The organism is Bradyrhizobium sp. USDA 4538 (assembly GCF_024171045.1).
In the GTDB taxonomy this organism is placed as follows: domain Bacteria; phylum Pseudomonadota; class Alphaproteobacteria; order Rhizobiales; family Xanthobacteraceae; genus Bradyrhizobium; species Bradyrhizobium australafricanum.
In genome coordinates this window covers 6,255,651-6,272,621 of record NZ_JALJZE010000001.1, presented here as the reverse complement: position 1 = coordinate 6,272,621, position 16,971 = coordinate 6,255,651, and the positions used below count along the sequence as shown (strand labels likewise).

Below are 16,971 nucleotides of genomic sequence, written 5' to 3'. Positions count from 1 at the left end.
GGATCCGTCTCAAATGATCTCGAAGTAGCGAGCGAGCTCCCAGTCGGTGATGGCCTTGCGGAACTCGCGCTCCTCCCACTGCCGCGTCATCGCGTAGTGATCGACGAAGACGTCACCAAACAGATTGCGCGCCGCCTGCGAGGCGACCAGCCGGTCGGCCGCCTCCGACAACGTGCGCGGAAACGCGCGCTCGGGCGGATGCTTGCGCTCATAGGCGTTGCCGATGATCGGCTCGTCCGGTTCGATCCTGTGCTCGATTCCCCAGAGGCCCGATCCGAGCGCGGCCGCGATCGCCAGATACGGATTGATGTCGGCGGCAGCGACGCCGTACTCGACGCGCTGGCTGGCCGGCTTGCCGGGAATGACGCGCAACGCGCAGGTCCGGTTCTCGATTCCCCAGGTCGCGTCGGTCGGTGCCCAGAAGCCGGGGATCAGGCGCGAGTAGCTGTTCACGGTCGAGGCCACCATCGCGAGCAGCTCCGGAAGCAGCGCCTGCTGGCCGCCGACGAACCAGCGCATGGTGTCGGACATGTCGCCGGGCCTGCCGCTCTGGTGAAACACCGGCTTGCCGTCTCGGTCGCGCAGCGACAGATGCAGATGCCCGGATTGTCCGGGATAGGCGTTCGACCATTTGGCCATGAAGGTGAGCATCTTGCCCTGACGCTCGGCCCAGACCTTGGAGAAGGTCTTGAACAGCACGGCGCGGTCGGCGGCCGCGAGCGCATCGGTGTATTGGATCGCGGCCTCCAGCACGCCGGGTCCGGTCTCGGTGTGCAGGCCTTCGACCGGCATGTCCATCTCGTTGCAGAGCTTGAGCAGCGAGCGATGAAATTCGGACTCGACGGAGGCGCGCAGCATGGAATAGCCGAACCAGCCCGGCGTGAGATTCCTCAAGCCGCGAAAGCCCTTCTCGCGCACGCTGTGCGGCGTCTCGTCGAACACGAAGAACTCGAACTCCGCGGCCACGGACGGCGAGAATCCCATGCCCTCGGCGCGGTCAATGACGCGCCGCAGCAGCCGGCGCGGACACACCCCCGCCGCGGCGCCCTCGAATTCACCGAGGAAGAACAGCATGTTCTCTTCCGTCGGCACATTGCGGCAGGTCGAAGGATCGATGCGCGCGGTCGCGTCGGGAAAGGCCGTATGCCAGCCGGTGAATGCACAATTGTCGTACATCTGGTCGTTGGAGTCCCAGCCGAACACGATGTCACAGAAGCTGAAGCCGGCCTCCAGCGCGCCGACGAACTTGTCGCGCGCGAGATATTTTCCGCGAATGACGCCGTCGAGATCGACGATGCCGAGCTTGACGTGGGAGAGGCCCCGCTCCTCGACAAGGGCCTTCGCCTCGGCGATAGTTCGTACGCTTCTTGCATCCATGATCTTCAAATCTTCGGCTTCTGTGGCATCGCGGGCTATCGGCGATCGCGTCACGACGCGGCCACCTCGCTCAACTCCTCGTCGCACGCGGTGATGAACATGTCGGCGTGGTCCTTGCCGAAGCACAGCGGCGGACGAATCTTGAGCGTGCTGCCGAACGGACCGGCAACACCGATCAGGATGCCGCGCCGGCGCAGGCGATTGATCAGCAGGCTAGCGAGCTCCGGTGCGGGCTCCTTGCTGTCGCGGTCGCGCACCAGCTCGAGCCCGATGAACAGGCCGGCACCACGAACGTCTCCGATGGTCATGTGGCGATTGCCGATCTCGCGCAATCCATCCATCAGGTGACGGCTGACCTCGCGCGCACTCTGCATCAAGCCCTCGTCCTCGATGACGTCGAGCACGGCAAGGCCTGCGGCCGCGGCCACCGGGTTGCCGCCGAAGGTGTTGAAGTACTTCACTTCCGCGGCAAAGCGATCGAGCAGCGCGGCGCGCATGGCGACGCCTCCCATCGGAAAGCCGTTGCCCATGGGCTTGCCCATCGTGACGATGTCGGGGACGACGCCATGGCGCGCGAAGCCCCACATCGCCGCCCCGGTTCGTCCGAAGCCTGGCTGCACCTCGTCGGCGATGAACAGTCCCTGACGTTCGTGCACGAGCTTCACGGTGTGGGCCAGGAAGCCGGCAGGGTCGGCATAGATGCCATCGCTCGAAAAGATGGTGTCCACCAGCAGCGCAGCAAAGCCGAAGCCGCTTCGCTCGAGATCGGTGATCGCTGCGGCAACGCTGTCGGCAAAGCGCTGGCCGGGATCGCCGACCGGATTGCGATACATCTCGGGTGCGGGAACTGCCCGCACGTGGGGCGGCAGCGGCTGACCGGGACGCGAGGACGGCGAGACATCGGTCACTGCGGCGCTATTGCCGTGATAGGCGGTCTCCGTGACAATGAAGCCCATCCGCCCGGTTGTCACTTTCGCGACCCGTAGCGCAAGGTCATTCGCCTCGCTGCCGGTGCAAGTCAGGACCAGATGATCGATCCCGCGCGGAAACGTCGCCAGGAGACGCTCCGCATAGCCATCGACGACGTCGTTGAGATAGCGTGTGTGCGTGCTGAGCAGGCCGGCCTGACGGCTTATCGCCTCGACAACGCGCGGATGCGAATGCCCGACCGACGGGACGTTGTTGTAGAGATCGAGATAGCGCCGGCCATCGACGTCGAACATATAGACGCCTTCGGCGCGCGCCATCCTGATCGGCTCCTGATAGAACAGCACCGAGGCTTTTCCGAACGAACGCAGGCGTCGTTGCACCGCCTCGCCGAGCGCTGGGTCGATTGACGACACCCGGCTCTGATCGAAGGCGTTCAACGCCAGAATCCCTTTCTCCTGCTGCATCGCCTGCCTTCCCTTTGGCCCGCGGCCTGCGCGGACCAAAGCCGTCCCCTGCGGCGATCATTCCCCAGCCGTTCCACCGCGACCTTGGATCTATGTGCGAATCCCCACAACTGAAAAGCAGATTGCAGGCAAGAGACACCAGAACGTCAGACATGCGCTCCGCATTCCAAAGCCATACTTCATATGTTTCAGTGTCTTATGTGATCGCCATGATTCCTTTGCGAATTCCATAGGCAGCACGGCGCCCAAAAAATGAGGAATATGCCACACAATTGATGTGGACTCACAACATCACTTGGGGAACGATCATGGCACGGACGCTGGAGAGGTTTGCAGCCGGAGAGACAGCGGAATGACGAGCGACGCCCCTGCTGCGGCCGACAAGCGGCCACGAAAGGCCGACGGCGACCGCCTCTCGAAGCTCGCGCGCCACAAGCACATCATCTCGCAACTCACCGCCGCGCCGACGCTGCGGGCTTCCGAGCTCGCCGCCGTGCTCGGCGTCTCCGGCGAGACCATCCGGCGCGATCTGATGGAGCTTCAGGAGCAGAAGCTCATCAACCGCACCTATGGCGGAGCGTCCCGTCCCTTCGCGCTCGAGCCGGCGCTGACCGATCGCAAGGCGATCATGATCGCCGAGCGCGAGGCGATGGCCGCGGTGATCGCCGACCTGATCCTGCCGAACGAGGTGTTGATGCTCGGCGCCGGCGCGACCACGTTTCACATCGCGCGACGGCTGGCCTCACGCGCGCACGACATCACCGTGATCACCCATGATTACGCCATTGCGGCCGCGCTAGCCGTCAATCCGTCGATCCGCGTGCTCTGCTGTCCCGGCCGCTATCACCCCACCGAAGGTTATGTGTTCGGCACGCAGACGATCGCGAACATCAACAGTTATGAAGCCAACCGCGCCATCGTGAGCGCGACCGGCATCAGCGCGCGCGGCGCGAATGATGCCGACGATGAGGCCGGTGCCATCTATGGCGCGATGGCCAAGCGCGCCGCAGAAGCCATCCTGGTGGCCGATCACGGCAAATTCGACCAGCGTGCGCTCACCGTCTTCGCACATTGGACCGATATCGATCGCCTGGTTACCGATCGGCAGCCAGAGGGAGCTCTGGCAACCGCTCTCCGTGAAGCCGGAACGGAGATCATCGTTGCGCAACCCTGAGAAAGGCCCAGCCATGGCACGCCTGACATCTGTTGCTTCCCGCGAGGAACACACCGGCCTTCATGCTGGCAACGACAAGGGCCCCGGTCCCACGCAGGATTGGCGGACCCGGATCGGACGCCTCGATCTCGAACTCGTCGGGCCGGACCACGCCTTTGCCCGCAACTGGGAACGCGTTGCCTGCATCCACGATGCCGCCTATGTGCTGGTGTTTCCGCAGACAGGATGCGTCGCATTCAGCCAGGACAGCCGCAACGGGATCGCACGTCCCGGCGAATATGTCCTGCTCAGCGAGCTCGCCTTCTACGAATTGTCGTCTGACAAGACCGCGCGCTTCCTGATGTTGCGGATTCCGGCCGCCGAGCTGCGCGGCCGGCTCGTCTCGGTTGAAGATCACATCAGTCGCCGCTTCAAGCCAAACGAACAGATGACGCACCTGCTGGCGGGCATGATCCGCAGCGTGGCCGAACTGTTCGTCGCCTCGCCGCCGCCGAACCCCCAGGCGCTCGCGACCGAAATGATCAGCTTCGTCGCGCTGACCATCGGATCGGAGGATCGCGGCGCCGCAACCGATGTGCGCAACGCGCGCTATCACCTCCGCCGCCGGATCGTCGACTTCATCGAGGGCCATCTCGGTGACCAGTCGTTGTCGCCGAAGAAGATCGCGGCGTCGAGCCGCATCTCGCTCAGTTATTTGTACAGCCTGTTCAACGACAACGAGACCACGGTCAGCCAGTTCGTCCAGACCAAGCGGCTGCAGCGGGCGTATGAAATCCTAGTCGCCGATCCGAAGGGCCGGCGGACCGTCTCGGAGGTCGCCTACGAAGTCGGCTTCAAGAACGTGTCGCATTTCTCCCGCTGCTTCAGCCGGCACTTCAAGGTGGCGCCGCGCGACGTTCGCCAGGCGCCCGTGTCGGCGCCGCAGCCGGCCGCTGGCGTGCGCTCGCCGCAGCCGAGGAGCCCTGCCGCCCGAGTGGCGCGGCGCAACGGATTCGACTCCCCCTATTGGGAGATCGACAAGCAGTCGGTCCACGAGACCGCGTAACGCCCCATCCCAAGGCAAGGCGTCGTGCGTCCCGCGACGTCGGCGCGCCTCCCGCCCGGAGCGACCATTGGACGACATTCAAGACAGATTATCCGCAAGCGAGCTCGCTTCGTTCTTCAACGAGCTTGCCGACGTGGCCGGACGGATCGCCGTGACGCACTTCCGTTCCCGCGTCGATTTCGAGCGCAAGCCGGACCTGACGCCGGTCACGATCGCCGATCGTGCGATCGAAATGGAGCTACGGCAGCTGATCGGTTCGCGCTTCCCCGATCACGGCATCCTCGGCGAGGAGATGGGATCGACGGCCGGGGACCGCTACACGTGGTATCTCGATCCGATCGACGGAACGAAGAGCTTTATCTCCGGCATGCCGCTGTTCGGCACGCTCGTCGCGCTCGCCGACGAGAGAGATGGATCGATCACCGCCGGCATGATCGATATGCCCGCGCTGGCCGAGCGGTGGTACGGCACCCGGCAAGGCACCACCTTCAACGGCAAGCTGGCAAGGGTGAGCCGCACCACGCGACTGGAAGACGCGCAGATCTACACGTCATCGCCGGACTTCTTCACGCCGAGCGACTGGGCCCGCTACGATGCGCTCAGCCAGAAGGCCATGTTCCGGCGATTTGGCGGCGACTGCTACCAATATGGCCTGCTCGCATCCGGCCACTGCGATCTCGTGGTCGAAACCTCCCTCAAGTCGTTCGACTTCATGCCGCTGATTCCGGTGGTCGAGGGCGCTGGCGGCATCGTCCGCGACTGGCAGGGGCGGCCGCTGTCGCCGGAATCCGATGGCCGGATCATCGCGGCCGCGAACGACAGCCTGCTCGAGCAGGCGCTCGCGATCCTCAATCAATAACTGCGGAAGCCCTCCTGTCGCGCGGCTCAGACGAGCCGCAACCAGCCATCCCAGCGGGGATCGTACATCACGTCGCGGGCACGCATGTATTTCCAGACGCCGTACTTCTGATAGTCGAAATCCCAGTCCTTGAGCTTCCTGTTCACGACCGCCCATGACGCCCATTTCAGGTCGGCGAGCGCCCGGTTGAGTATCACGCGCGCGACCATCTGCGGCCGCACCTCGCCCAGATATTGCTCGATCAGGGCCTCCGTCAGATGCTCGTCGAAGAACATCTCGGCGAACAGGACGCCGAGCTCATAGCTACGCTCGTTGTTGGAAGCGAACTCATAGTCGATCAGCTTCATCGGCCTTGGGGCGCCTGATTCCGCCGAGATCAGGAAATTGCCCGGCATCGGATCGTTGAAGCACGGCACGAGATCGAGACCCGACGCCAGGAACGCCGACTTGGCCTGATTGTAGCGATGCATCAGCCAGGGCATGTCCTGCGGGAAATGCGCGCCGAGCTCCCTGCCCTGCTCGATATGTTCCTCGATCATGTCGAAGATGGTCTTGGTCTGGCCGAGCTTCGGGCCGGCATGCAGGCGGCGGTAAAGGTCGAGAACGTCGGCCTGGATGGCGGCATCGCCGAAATCGGCATTGGTGCAGGCGCGATAGCCTTCGAGGAACTCGCTGATCTCGAGCCCGTCCGTGGCGTCGAAAAAGATCACCTCGGGCGCAACGCCCATGGCGTGGGCATTGCGCGCAGCCTCGTTGGCGGTCACGCGATCGATGAACATCTCCGAGCCCTCGCCGGGCACCTTGATGAAGTAGCGCCGTCCATCGCCGGATATCTCGACCAGCCAGTTCTGATTCATGAGGCCGCCGACCAGCGGGGTATAGGCCGCCCCCTTGCCGTGCCATTGCGGCACGCGGGCGATCGCTGCCTCGATATTGCGCTCGTGGACTGTCGCTCCCTCGCCGAGCTTCCTGCGGACAGTCATGCGATCCTCCGAAGCATCTCGCCAAAGCGCGGCTCCCGGACCGTCATGCGGCAACGTACGAAGCGCCAGCTGGCGAACTTGTAAAACTCAAAGGTGTTGCGCGCCGACCGCGCGGCGAGCACGGCGCCGATCAGGCCCCAGCGCAGATCATCCGCCATGCCGTAGATGCGGGCGCGGCTGAATGCGCGCTCGTCGAATCCGCCGGCGTTGCGGCTGAAGGCGTCGCGCGCCTCCGGCTCCTGCGCGAAGGCTTCGACGAGGAAGCTGCCGAGGTCCTCCAGCGGGTCGGCCGTCGTGGCGCGATCCCAATCGATCAGGCGAACCTCGCCGGTGTCGCTGATCAGGATGTTCGAGACATTGCCATCGCCATGGATTGGCACCGGTTTGATGTCGAGTTTCCTCAAGGCATCGGCCGCAAAACGCAGCTCCTTGACCAGCCATTCCGCATCAGACGGCAGTTGCGCCTTCGCGGCCTTTGCCGCCTCGTAGAAGTGCTCGATCTCGTCGAAGACTCCCATGCGCCGCGGCAGAGGCGCCCCTGCCTGGAACAGGCGCCGCGCCGCGATGACCGCGTCGACGATCTTCGGCTCCAGCATCCGCTCCAGCGTGCCGACCCGCCAGCCACGGTTGAGATCTTCCATGACCAGAAGTCCCGCGTCCGGATCCGCCGCAAGCACCTTGGGACCGATACCGAGATCGGATGCGCGCCGGGCCGCTTCGAACGCGCAGGCAACGTCGATGTAGAGCTTGGCATCCACATCCATGTTCTTGATGAAGATGCTCTCGCCGCTTCCGTTCCTGGTGGCGCGCCAGGGAGCGCCGTCGACCCCGCGCCAGCTTGGCGAGGCGAGGACCGGAATGGCGGGCTCGATCACGATATCGCCCGTCCCCCATCCCGGGAGCCCGGCAATGTAGTTCCGGACCGTGGCGATTTGCGTTCCAGATTGGCTCATGACGACTTCTGATCTCTCGCGGGTGTCGTTCGGCCCGCCTGTCGCGGGCCTCCCGGTTTGATGACAAATTCGATCAAGACAGATGCAAAAGGGATGCCTCGCACTCCACCAAATCATGCCCTTACGGCAGCGGCACTACCCCGACAGGGGCGACTTTCGCTATCCGGACACTGATCCAGAACGCCATTTGTCGAGGCCAAGATGTCTGCTGCGGAACTGATCGGGATGAGCCTTGCGGGGCTGACGGAGGCCTACGCATCGCGCGCATTGTCGCCGGTGGAGGTGTTGCGAACCGTGCTCGGCCATGCCGAGGCGGTCAATCCCGCGATCAATGCGCTGTTCTGCTTCCGTCCGGAGCAAGCCATCGCAAGCGCGCAAGGCTCGGAAGCGCGATGGAAGGCGGGAGCCGCGCTGGGTCCGCTCGACGGCGTCCCCATGACGGTCAAGGACAGCGTCGCCATGATCGGCTGGCCCTATTTTCACGGCATCGGCGCCAACCGTGCCCTGCCGCCGTCCAACTACGATTCGCCGCCGGCGATCGCGCTCCGCGAGGCCGGCGCGGTGATCTTTGCCAAGACCACGATGCCGGATTGCGGCCTGATGGCGTCGGGCATCAGCTCGCTGCACGGCGTTACCCGCAACCCCTGGGGGCTCGCCTGGAATACCGGCGGCTCGTCGGCCGGCGCAGGCGCCTCCGTCGCCGCTGGCGCCGGCTATGTTTCCGTCGGCACGGATATCGCAGGCTCGGTCCGCCTTCCGGCCGCCCATTGCGGACTGGCCGGACTGAAGCCGACCCATGGCCGTGTGCCGCATTTGCCGGCCGACACCATGCGCATGGCAGGCCCGATGGGTCGCAGCGTGGATGATATCGCGCGCCTGCTGACCGTGCTGACGCGGCAGGACGAGCGCGACACCTGGAGCCTGCCCGCCGATGGCGTGCGCTATCACGAGCATCTGAAGCGCGACGTGAAGGGACTGAAGATCGGCGTCCTCACCGACATGGGCTTCGGCATGAAGGCCGAAGCTACGGTTCGCAGCGCGGTCGATGCGGCCGGCAAGCTGCTCGCCGGCGCCGGCGCGATCGTCGAGCCGTTCACCTCTCCGCTCACCGACGACGCCTATGCGCCGATCGACCTGTTCCTCCAGGTGCGCGGCTATCTCGAATATGCATCGCTGCCGCCGCATGGCGACACCGCACGCGACATCAATCCCTACGTTCGCGCATGGTGCCTTGGCGGGGCGAAACATTCGGGCGCCGACCTCTACCGGGCGCTGGGCCAGATCGCCAAGATGAAGGCGGCGCTGCTCGCGGCCTTCGAGGGCTGGGACTATGTCATCGCCCCGACGCTGCCGGTGGTGAATTTCCCGGCCGAGGAGCCCGGCGTGTCGCGTGAGATGCCGCTCGCGCACACGCTGTTCACCGCCATGTTCAACCAGACCTGCCAGCCCGCCTCCACCGTCTGCATGGCATTCGATTCCCGCCATCTGCCGATCGGCGTCCAAGTGACCGGGCACCGCTTCGACGATCTCGGCGTGCTGCAGGTGACCAAGGCGCTGGAGGACATGCGCTCGTTCGCGATGGACTGGCCCTTCAAGCCACGGCCCTGAGCGCTCAGGCCGCGGCCTGCGCCGGCTCGCCGTCGAGAAGGTGGCAGGCGGCGAAGCGCCCCGGCGCGTGTTCGACCAGCTTCGGCGTCTCCAGCCGGCAGCGGCCGAACGCCTTCGGGCAGCGCGAGGCAAAGCTGCATCCCGCCGGGATATCGATCGGGCTCGGCGGCTCGCCCTCCAGCAAGAAGTCCGCCGGGTTGAACGGCTTCTCCTCCAGCGTCGGGGCGGCCGAGAGCAATGCCTTGGTGTAGGGATGCTGGGGATCGAAGAACAGCTCGCGGTTGTCGGCGATCTCGACCATCTCACCGAGATACATCACGGCAATGCGCGTGCAGACCCTGCGCACCATTGCGAGATCATGGGAGATGAAGACATAGGTGAGGTCGTTCTTCTCCTGCAGCTTCGAGAACAGGTCGATCAGCCTTGACTGCTCGCGTTGATCCAGCGCGGACAAGGTTTCGTCGAGGATCAGCAGCTTGGGATCGAGGATCAGGGCACGCGCGATCGAGATGCGCTGGCGCTCGCCGGTGGAGAGCGTGTTCGGGAGCTGGTCATAGAGCTCGGCGGCAAGACCGACCTCGGCCATCGCTGCGATGACCCGGCTGCGCAGGTCCGCGCGGGCGACATTGCCGCGGATCAGCAGGCTCTCCTCGATCATGCGGCCGACGGTGGTGCGCGGCGGCAGCGCGTTGTACGGATCCTGCAGCAGCAGCTGGAATTCGCTGCGGGTGCGGATCAGCTCGCGCGGCGACAACGCCCCGAGCGACGTGCCGTTGAGGACGATGCTGCCGTTGTCGGGAACCTCCAGCCAGGCCAGCAGGCGCGTGAGGGTCGACTTGCCGCAGCCGGATTCCCCGACGATGCCGAAATTCTCGCGCGGCATGATGTCGAGCGTTACGCCGCGCACCGCCTGCACGTTGCTGTAGGTATTGAACGTCCCCCGCTTGCGCGCGCGATAGGTCCGAACAACGTGCTCCACCTTCATCAGCGGCACTTCGTCTTGCGCCTTGCGGCGGGCCAGCGGGCCCTCGGTGGTCGCCCACATGCGCGGCACACTGGCAATGGCCTTGCGCGTGTAGTCGGTCTGTGGCGAGGCGAGCAGGCCGGCAAACGCTTGCTGCTCGACGAACCGGCCCTGATGGAGCACGGCCGTGCGGTCGCCGAACTGGCCAAGCGTGGGCAAGGAAGACGACAGATAGATTGTCGCCATCCTGTGGCGGAGGCACAGGTCGTGGAGCAGCGCCACGATCTGTGCCGCGATGGTGACATCGAGCGGCTGGGTAATGTTGTCGGCGATCAGGACGGCGGGCTCGGCGCAAATCGCGTCCACGATCATCGCGCGCTGCATCATGCCGCCGGAAAATTTTGCCGGGTAGTCCCAATAGCGCTCCTTCGGCGATGGAATCCGGACCTCGCCGAGGAGCTGCACGACCCGCTCGCGGCATTCGCGCGGATTCCATTCGGGCCTGACGCTGTGCAGCTTTTCCGCGATCTGGGTCCCGACCGGTATCGTCGGATCGAGCGAGCTTTGCGGCTTGGAGCCGATATAGGCGATGTCGCGGCCGATCCGCACCTCGCGCGCCCCGGCGCCGAGAATGTCGTGGCCGGCGAACGTGACCCGTCCGGAGCGATACGCCAGACTTTCCGGCAGCCAGTTCGCCAATGCGCGGCTGAGCACGGTCTTGCCGGCGCCGCTTTCGCCATAGATGCCGAAGATCTCCGACGTGTTGAGGCGGAAGGAGATGTGATCGAGGATCGGTGCGGCGCCCGGCGCCGAAGCACCGACCGTGAGGTCGTCGACCTCCAGAATGAGCGAGAGATCCATCTCAGAGACCCCCATAGATGCGGTTGCGCGCCTTCTCGAGCGCCGACCCCATCAGGTTGATCGAGGTAAGCGCGATAGCCAGGAACACGCCCGGCGTGGTCGCGATCCACCAGGCATTGATCAGGTATTTGCGGGAGTCGGCGATGATGCTGCCGAAGCTCGGCGTCGGCGGCTGGATGCCAAGCCCCAGGAAGCCGAGGATCGCTTCGAAGATCATCATGCGTGCGACGTCGAGCACGGCGACGAATGCGATCGGCGGCAGGATGTTCGGCGCGGCGAACAGAAACAGGATCCGCCAGTCCCCGGCGCCGAGCACGCGCAGGCCGCGGACATATTCCTTGCCGCGCTCGGTGACCGCGGCGCTGCGCGCCACGCGCGCGTAGAGCGGCCAGCCGGACAGCGCCAGCACGCTTATGATGGTCGGCACCGTCGGCCGCGACACGCCGAGAATGGTGATCGCCAGGATGATCATCGGAATCGACAATTGGGCATCGGTGATCCGCATGATGACGGTGTCCCACCATTTGCCCTTGAAGCCGGCGAACAGGCCAAGGCCGCAGCCGATGACAAAGATGAGCAGGACCGTGACGACGCCGACCAGCAGCGAATAGCGCAGGCCGATCAGGCTGCGCATCAGCATGTCGCGGCCGAGCTGATCCGTACCCAGCGGATGATCCCAGGTCCATTTGTCGCCGAGAAAGACCGGCGACATGAACTTGTCCTTCACCACCATCTTGGTCGCACTGATCGAGGACACCTCGGGATAGATGGCCGAGGCCAGCACCAGCGCCATGAAGATGAAGAAACCGATCTTGAAGCTCGGCATGCGCCAGGCGGCGGCCATGATGCGGCGGTTGACGGAACGGATTGGGGCCGCCGGCAAGGCGGGCTCCTCGGCGATGATCGTGGTGGCCGTCATGCTCAGATCTCCACGCGGGGATCGACCAGATAGGCGACCAAATCCACGATGATATTGATGAAGACAAAGACGGCGCTGGTCGTGATGGCGATGCCCTGGATGACCGGAAAGTCGCGCCCGACGACAGAGACCACGGTCAGATTGCCGAGGCCAGGATAGTCGAAAATGTATTCGATCACGAGAACGCCGCCGATCAGCGTCGAAAGCTGGATCCCGAGCAGGTTGACTAGCGGCACTGCCGCGTTGCGCAGGGCGTGCGAATAGACGATGCGGCGGCGAGACAGGCCGCGCACCCGCGCCTCATCGATGAACGGCGCTTGCATGACCTCGCCGAGCGAGGTCGTCAGCGTGCGGATGATGAAGGGGGCGATCTCCACCGCGAGCACGAAGGCCGGCAGGATGACATAGGAAAATCCCTGGTAACCGAGCGCCGGCAGCAGCTTCAGCTTCACCGACAGAAACAGGATCAGAACGATCGCGAGCCAGAAATTCGGAATCGAGACGAACAGCGACTGCATTCCGAACGCCAACGCATTCTGCCAGCGATGCTGGTGCAGCCCGCCCGCGATGCCGATCGGAAACGACAGCAGCAGCGCGAACACGAGCGCCATTCCGCCCAGTTGCAGCGTGAACGGCAGGCGTTCGAGGATGAGATCGATCACCGGCGCCATATCCGACTTGGTCGGGTCAACATACTGCCCGCCGGTCGCGATCATGCCGCTGCGCGGCCGCAAATAGGATTGCCCGAGATCGCCCTGTACCAGCCCGCGCATGTACCGACCATATTGCACGATGATGGGGTCGCGCAGCCCCATCTTGGTCGCGACCTTCTCGACCACGTCGGCCGGCGCCATGCCGCCGACGATCAGGCGCACGGGATCGCCCGGCACCACGCGCAGCAGCGTGAAGATGATCAACGACGTGATGAAGACGATCAGGATGCCCTGCGCGATCCGCTTGACCAGGAATTCCAGGATCAACATCGAGAAGAGCTACCCTTGCAATTCATGAGGACCAGACCCGACCAGTCCGGCCTGCGTTCGCGAACCGGCAGGCCGGGCGTACCCGGCCGGCCGAGCAATCATCATGCCAATGTTGCCTTGGTCATGTCCTGCATGCCGTTCGGATAGATGTACAGACCATCCAGCTTCTTGCTGTAGGCATGGATGAAGACCGAGGTGAACAACGCGAGCGCCGGGGCCTTCTTGGCGATGGTCGGCAGCGTCTCGGTCTGCAGGATCTTCTTGCGCTCCTCGATTGTCGTGGCGTTGCGCTCCTTGTCCAGCACCGCGTCGATGTCCTTGTCGACGATGCCGGTGATGCGCTTGGAGGAGGAGTGGAAGTGGGTGCGCAGGACGAGATCCGGCTCGGGCGAGCCGGTGCACCAGCCGCAGTCGATCATGTTGCCCTCACCGCCGCCGGGCTTGTCGTAAAGCAAATTACCCCACGCCGCGACTTCGAGCGTCTGCAGATTGACCTTGAACCCCTGCTCCTGGAGCATGCCGGTAATCAACTCGGCATATTCCTTCGTCTTCGGATAGAAGCCGACCGACGTGTAATAGGTGAGCTCGGGCAGGCCCTGGCCTTTGGGGAAGCCGGCCTCCGCGAGCAGCTTCTGCGCCTTGTCCGGATCGAATTCAGGATAGTCGGCCACCTCGGCATAGCCGAACTTGACCGGCGAGATGTGCGCCTTGGAATAGATGCCGGAGACGCCGAGCACGTCGAGCACCTGCTTGCGGTCGATCGAGTAGCATGCGGCGAGGCGAATGCGCGGATCGTCGAACGGCTTCTTCGAGCAGCGGAAGAACAGGTATTTGTTCTCGACCGAAACCGCCTTGTGGATGCTGAAGCGGGCATCCTTCGAGATGGTCTCGACCTGCTCCTGCTCGAGCCGCTCGATGATGTCGGCCTCGCCGTTCAACAGCGACAGCGTGCGCGTCGTGGTGTCACCGACGAAGTGATACTCGACACCCGGGATCTTCGCTGCGCCGAGGAAGAAGTCGGGATTGGCGGCGAGAACGGTGGTGTCGCCTTTCTGCTCGACATATTTGTAGGGGCCCGTGCCGTTCATGCGCGCCGAGAGCTGCGCCTTATTGGCAACGTCCTTGGCCGACATGATCGGCAGGAAGGACGACAGGTAATAGTAGAGCGTCGCCGGATAGCCCTGCACCTTCGTGTTGATGTGGCAGGTGTAGTCGTCGACGACGTCGACGGTGACGAGACCGGGGTACCACTGCGCCGGACGATCGGGTTGGCAGCCATATTCATAGGTCGCCTTGACGTCGGCCGCTGTGAACGGGGTCCCGTCGTGAAATTTGACGCCCTTTCTGAGTTTCACCTCCATTGTATAGGTGTCGATGGGCTTCATCGATTCAGCCAGCTCGAAGATCAGCTCGTCCGGCTTCTCCGGCCGCATCGGCGCCCGCGTCAGGTAGCCGAACACGAAGCCCTCGACGATGAGCTGGCCGAGATTGGTATGGGTGGTTGGGTCCCAGTTGCCGGTCAGCGCTTCCGCGCCGAGAAAGCGCAGTGTCTTGCCTTCGGCGGCAAAGGCGGAATTCACAAGAAAGTCGGGATTGACCCGCCCGAAGCCGAACGCCGCGGCCCCGGCCAATCCCCCTAACATCAAGTCTCTGCGGTTGATCATATGGTAATCCCTCGATGATTTCGGCAACGCTGAAACTGCTCTCGAGGCCGCAAGGCACTCAGCCGTTTCGATCGTCTTGCACAAATCGTGGCTTTCACGCCTGCAAAGCCTAGACCAAAGGCCGCAATCGCCCGATTCCTGCTGCTCCACGATTCCGTTGCTGACACTCCCGGGGCGCCGCAGTCGCGCACGGAGATTTTCCGCTCCCGGAAGCATGGCGCACACCGGCAAGGCAAGGACGCCTTTCCAATGTGCAGCACACAAATCATGGATGCACAGAGCAGCAACGCCATGCAGGCAACCATATGATCACGCTCGCGGAACTGAACGGAATCCCAGCATTGGAACAGCGCATTGCTCCGGCCAACCATCCCATTCGCGGCGTCATCTCGGATCTCGACGGCGTCGCCTATCGCGGCGACACTCCGATCGACGACTCCGTCAAGGCGTTTCGCGGATGGAGCGAGCGGGGCCTGCCCTATGCGTTCGTCACCAACAATTCGACGAAATCCGCCGCGCATTTTGCCGCCAAGCTGAGCCGCATCGGCATTCCGGCCGAACCGTCACAGGTCTTCACGACGATTTCGGCGGTCACGTCCCTGCTCGAACGGCGCTGGCCGCGCACCACGCCCGTGTTTGCGATCGGCGAACGACCACTGCTCGAGGCGATCGAGGACATTGGCTATCACCTGACCGACGTCAAGCCCAAGATCGTCGTGCTCGGCTTCGATGCCACGCTCGACTACGCCAAGCTGCGCACCGCGGTCAGGGCCGCACTCGCCGGCGCAACCGTCATCGCCACCAATCCCGATGTCCTGACGCCGGTTCATGACGGCTACGATCCCTGCGTCGGCGTGATCACGGCCGCGGTTGCAGCGGCCGTTCCCAATACGAAGCCGATCGTGCTAGGCAAGCCGCAACCGTTCCTGATCGAACAGGCGCTGGCGCATCTCGGCACCGCCCGGCATGAGACCGTCATGGTCGGCGACCAGATCGGCACCGATATCGCAGCAGGAAAGGCCGCCGGCATGCGGTCGATCCTGCTCGCCAGCGACGTCCCTTTCAATGCGGTGGCGGACGTCGTTCCCGATCGCATCATCGCGAGCCTTCTTGACCTCGCGGAGCCCGAGACGGTCGGTTGGCCGCGATGATGACTCCCGGCCTCATCGAGAGCATGCAGACCTCTCTTGCCGCGAGCCTGCCGCGCTGGGGACTATCATCGCAATCGACGCTCGCCTTTCTCAGCCATTCCGAGAACACCACCTTTCTCGCGCAAGATCCGGCCGCTCGGCAAAAACTCGTGTTGCGCGTGCAGCGGCCCGGCTATCACTCACCTGACGAGATTGCGTCCGAGCTCGCCTGGATCGACGCCGTGATCGCAGACAACGTGGTGCTCACGCCGCGCCCGGTCGCCGATCGGGAGGGACACCTGTTATGCCCCATTCCCCTGAGTGGCGCGACACGACACGTCGTTGCATTCGAATTCCTCAGCGGCAAGGAGCCGGATGCCTCGGACGATCTGGCCACCTGGTTCGGCAAGCTCGGCGCGACCAGCGCGCGACTTCACGCGCACAGCCGCCGATGGACAATGCCATCAACGTTCCAGCGCAAGGTCTGGGATTTCGATGCCATGCTGGGCCGCCGGCCACTATGGGGTGACTGGCGCGCCGGTCTTGGCCTGCGCGACGATGGCCGCAGGCTGCTGCAGAGGGTCGCCGACGAACTTGAACGGCGCGTCGAGGCTTACGGACGGGGCGAGCAGCGGTTTGGCCTCGTTCACGCCGACCTCCGCCTCGCCAACCTGCTCGTCGAAGGCGACCGGCTCGGCGTCATCGACTTCGACGATTGCGGCTTCTCGTGGTTCTTCTATGACTTCGCCGCGGCCGTCAGCTTCATCGAGCACGAGCCGGTGATGGACCTGCTCCAGCAGTCGTGGCTTGCGGGATACCGGACCGTCGCACCGGTCTCGCGCGACGACGAGGCCATGCTGCCTGCGTTCGTGATGCTCAGGCGCATGCTGCTGACGGCCTGGCTCGCTTCGCATTCGGACACCGAAACCGCACGACGCCTGGGTACGGGCTACACCGACGGAACGGTCGCGCTCGGCGACCGGTTCCTGCGCGGATTGTGACGCGGACTTTCGGGACCAGCCGCGGCGCGCCTGTCCTTTTCTCCAGTGTTGTTGCT

General features: G+C 64.3%; 14 protein-coding genes. 6 read left to right on the top strand and 8 right to left on the bottom strand.

Features of this window, described 5'->3' with window-relative positions:
* Positions 1 to 9: 9 nt before the first annotated feature.
* Complete coding sequence (locus tag J2R78_RS28385; RefSeq protein ID WP_253607668.1) at positions 10 to 1,377, bottom strand: glutamine synthetase family protein; 1,368 nt, start codon at positions 1,375 to 1,377, stop codon at positions 10 to 12.
* A gap of 50 nt (positions 1,378 to 1,427) precedes the next feature.
* Positions 1,428 to 2,771, bottom strand: coding sequence for an aspartate aminotransferase family protein (locus J2R78_RS28380; protein ID WP_253607667.1), 1,344 nt, complete (start codon positions 2,769 to 2,771; stop codon positions 1,428 to 1,430).
* Positions 2,772 to 3,123: 352 nt separating this feature from the next.
* On the opposite strand from J2R78_RS28380, the gene J2R78_RS28375 reads away from it, so the two are divergent.
* The 3 genes from J2R78_RS28375 to J2R78_RS28365 all read left to right on the top strand — a co-directional run bounded on the left by J2R78_RS28375 (position 3,124) and on the right by J2R78_RS28365 (position 5,849).
* Positions 3,124 to 3,945, top strand: coding sequence for a DeoR/GlpR family DNA-binding transcription regulator (locus tag J2R78_RS28375; protein WP_092083044.1), 822 nt, complete (start codon positions 3,124 to 3,126; stop codon positions 3,943 to 3,945).
* Between the two features lie 13 nt (positions 3,946 to 3,958).
* Positions 3,959 to 4,990, top strand: coding sequence for a helix-turn-helix domain-containing protein (locus tag J2R78_RS28370; RefSeq protein WP_253607666.1), 1,032 nt, complete (start codon positions 3,959 to 3,961; stop codon positions 4,988 to 4,990).
* Positions 4,991 to 5,057: 67 nt separating this feature from the next.
* Positions 5,058 to 5,849 (top strand): inositol monophosphatase family protein, encoded by a 792-nt coding sequence (locus tag J2R78_RS28365; protein ID WP_168856097.1) that lies wholly within the window; start codon positions 5,058 to 5,060, stop codon positions 5,847 to 5,849.
* Positions 5,850 to 5,875: 26 nt separating this feature from the next.
* Here J2R78_RS28365 and J2R78_RS28360 read toward each other — a convergent pair whose 3' ends face one another.
* Both J2R78_RS28360 and J2R78_RS28355 read right to left on the bottom strand, forming a co-directional pair.
* Positions 5,876 to 6,832: a choline/ethanolamine kinase family protein gene (locus tag J2R78_RS28360; RefSeq protein WP_168856098.1), complete on the bottom strand. Its 957-nt coding sequence runs from the start codon at positions 6,830 to 6,832 to the stop codon at positions 5,876 to 5,878.
* The gene (locus J2R78_RS28355; protein WP_063790183.1) at positions 6,829 to 7,785 is read right to left on the bottom strand and encodes a phosphotransferase family protein; all 957 of its coding nucleotides are present in this window, start codon (positions 7,783 to 7,785) and stop codon (positions 6,829 to 6,831) included. The genes J2R78_RS28360 and J2R78_RS28355 overlap by 4 nt, the downstream gene beginning before the upstream one ends.
* A gap of 201 nt (positions 7,786 to 7,986) precedes the next feature.
* On the opposite strand from J2R78_RS28355, the gene J2R78_RS28350 reads away from it, so the two are divergent.
* The gene (locus J2R78_RS28350; RefSeq protein ID WP_253607665.1) at positions 7,987 to 9,393 is read left to right on the top strand and encodes an amidase; all 1,407 of its coding nucleotides are present in this window, start codon (positions 7,987 to 7,989) and stop codon (positions 9,391 to 9,393) included.
* Between the two features lie 4 nt (positions 9,394 to 9,397).
* Here the strand turns inward: J2R78_RS28350 and J2R78_RS28345 are convergent, their stop codons facing one another.
* The 4 genes from J2R78_RS28345 to J2R78_RS28330 all read right to left on the bottom strand — a co-directional run bounded on the left by J2R78_RS28345 (position 9,398) and on the right by J2R78_RS28330 (position 14,784).
* Positions 9,398 to 11,218 carry an ABC transporter ATP-binding protein gene (locus J2R78_RS28345; RefSeq protein WP_229158481.1) on the bottom strand — a complete coding sequence of 607 codons (1,821 nt, stop codon included), beginning with the start codon at positions 11,216 to 11,218 and terminating at the stop codon, positions 9,398 to 9,400.
* Between the two features lies 1 nt (position 11,219).
* A complete protein-coding gene (locus J2R78_RS28340; protein WP_253607664.1) occupies positions 11,220 to 12,137 on the bottom strand; it encodes an ABC transporter permease in 918 nt (305 codons plus the stop codon).
* A 2-nt stretch (positions 12,138 to 12,139) separates the two neighbouring features.
* Positions 12,140 to 13,120, bottom strand: a complete 981-nt coding sequence (locus J2R78_RS28335; protein ID WP_092083050.1) for an ABC transporter permease — start codon at positions 13,118 to 13,120, stop codon at positions 12,140 to 12,142.
* Between the two features lie 101 nt (positions 13,121 to 13,221).
* Positions 13,222 to 14,784: an ABC transporter substrate-binding protein gene (locus J2R78_RS28330; RefSeq protein WP_057020614.1), complete on the bottom strand. Its 1,563-nt coding sequence runs from the start codon at positions 14,782 to 14,784 to the stop codon at positions 13,222 to 13,224.
* Positions 14,785 to 15,125: 341 nt separating this feature from the next.
* On the opposite strand from J2R78_RS28330, the gene J2R78_RS28325 reads away from it, so the two are divergent.
* Complete coding sequence (locus tag J2R78_RS28325) at positions 15,126 to 15,935, top strand: HAD-IIA family hydrolase (protein ID WP_253607663.1); 810 nt, start codon at positions 15,126 to 15,128, stop codon at positions 15,933 to 15,935.
* Complete coding sequence (locus J2R78_RS28320; RefSeq protein ID WP_253609931.1) at positions 15,932 to 16,915, top strand: phosphotransferase enzyme family protein; 984 nt, start codon at positions 15,932 to 15,934, stop codon at positions 16,913 to 16,915. The genes J2R78_RS28325 and J2R78_RS28320 overlap by 4 nt, the downstream gene beginning before the upstream one ends.
* Positions 16,916 to 16,971 lie beyond the last annotated feature (56 nt).

What these genes read in the sequence shown, in the direction of transcription:
- J2R78_RS28385 (WP_253607668.1), bottom strand. Translation starts at nt 1,377, where the DNA reads ATGGATGCAAGAAGCGTACGAACTATCGCCGAGGCGAAGGCCCTTGTC.
- J2R78_RS28380 (WP_253607667.1), bottom strand. Translation starts at nt 2,771, where the DNA reads ATGCAGCAGGAGAAAGGGATTCTGGCGTTGAACGCCTTCGATCAGAGC.
- J2R78_RS28375 (WP_092083044.1), top strand. Translation starts at nt 3,124, where the DNA reads ATGACGAGCGACGCCCCTGCTGCGGCCGACAAGCGGCCACGAAAGGCC.
- J2R78_RS28370 (WP_253607666.1), top strand. Translation starts at nt 3,959, where the DNA reads ATGGCACGCCTGACATCTGTTGCTTCCCGCGAGGAACACACCGGCCTT.
- J2R78_RS28360 (WP_168856098.1), bottom strand. Translation starts at nt 6,832, where the DNA reads ATGACTGTCCGCAGGAAGCTCGGCGAGGGAGCGACAGTCCACGAGCGC.
- J2R78_RS28355 (WP_063790183.1), bottom strand. Translation starts at nt 7,785, where the DNA reads ATGAGCCAATCTGGAACGCAAATCGCCACGGTCCGGAACTACATTGCC.
- J2R78_RS28350 (WP_253607665.1), top strand. Translation starts at nt 7,987, where the DNA reads ATGTCTGCTGCGGAACTGATCGGGATGAGCCTTGCGGGGCTGACGGAG.
- J2R78_RS28345 (WP_229158481.1), bottom strand. Translation starts at nt 11,218, where the DNA reads ATGGATCTCTCGCTCATTCTGGAGGTCGACGACCTCACGGTCGGTGCT.
- J2R78_RS28340 (WP_253607664.1), bottom strand. Translation starts at nt 12,137, where the DNA reads ATGACGGCCACCACGATCATCGCCGAGGAGCCCGCCTTGCCGGCGGCC.
- J2R78_RS28335 (WP_092083050.1), bottom strand. Translation starts at nt 13,120, where the DNA reads ATGTTGATCCTGGAATTCCTGGTCAAGCGGATCGCGCAGGGCATCCTG.
- J2R78_RS28330 (WP_057020614.1), bottom strand. Translation starts at nt 14,784, where the DNA reads ATGATCAACCGCAGAGACTTGATGTTAGGGGGATTGGCCGGGGCCGCG.
- J2R78_RS28320 (WP_253609931.1), top strand. Translation starts at nt 15,932, where the DNA reads ATGATGACTCCCGGCCTCATCGAGAGCATGCAGACCTCTCTTGCCGCG.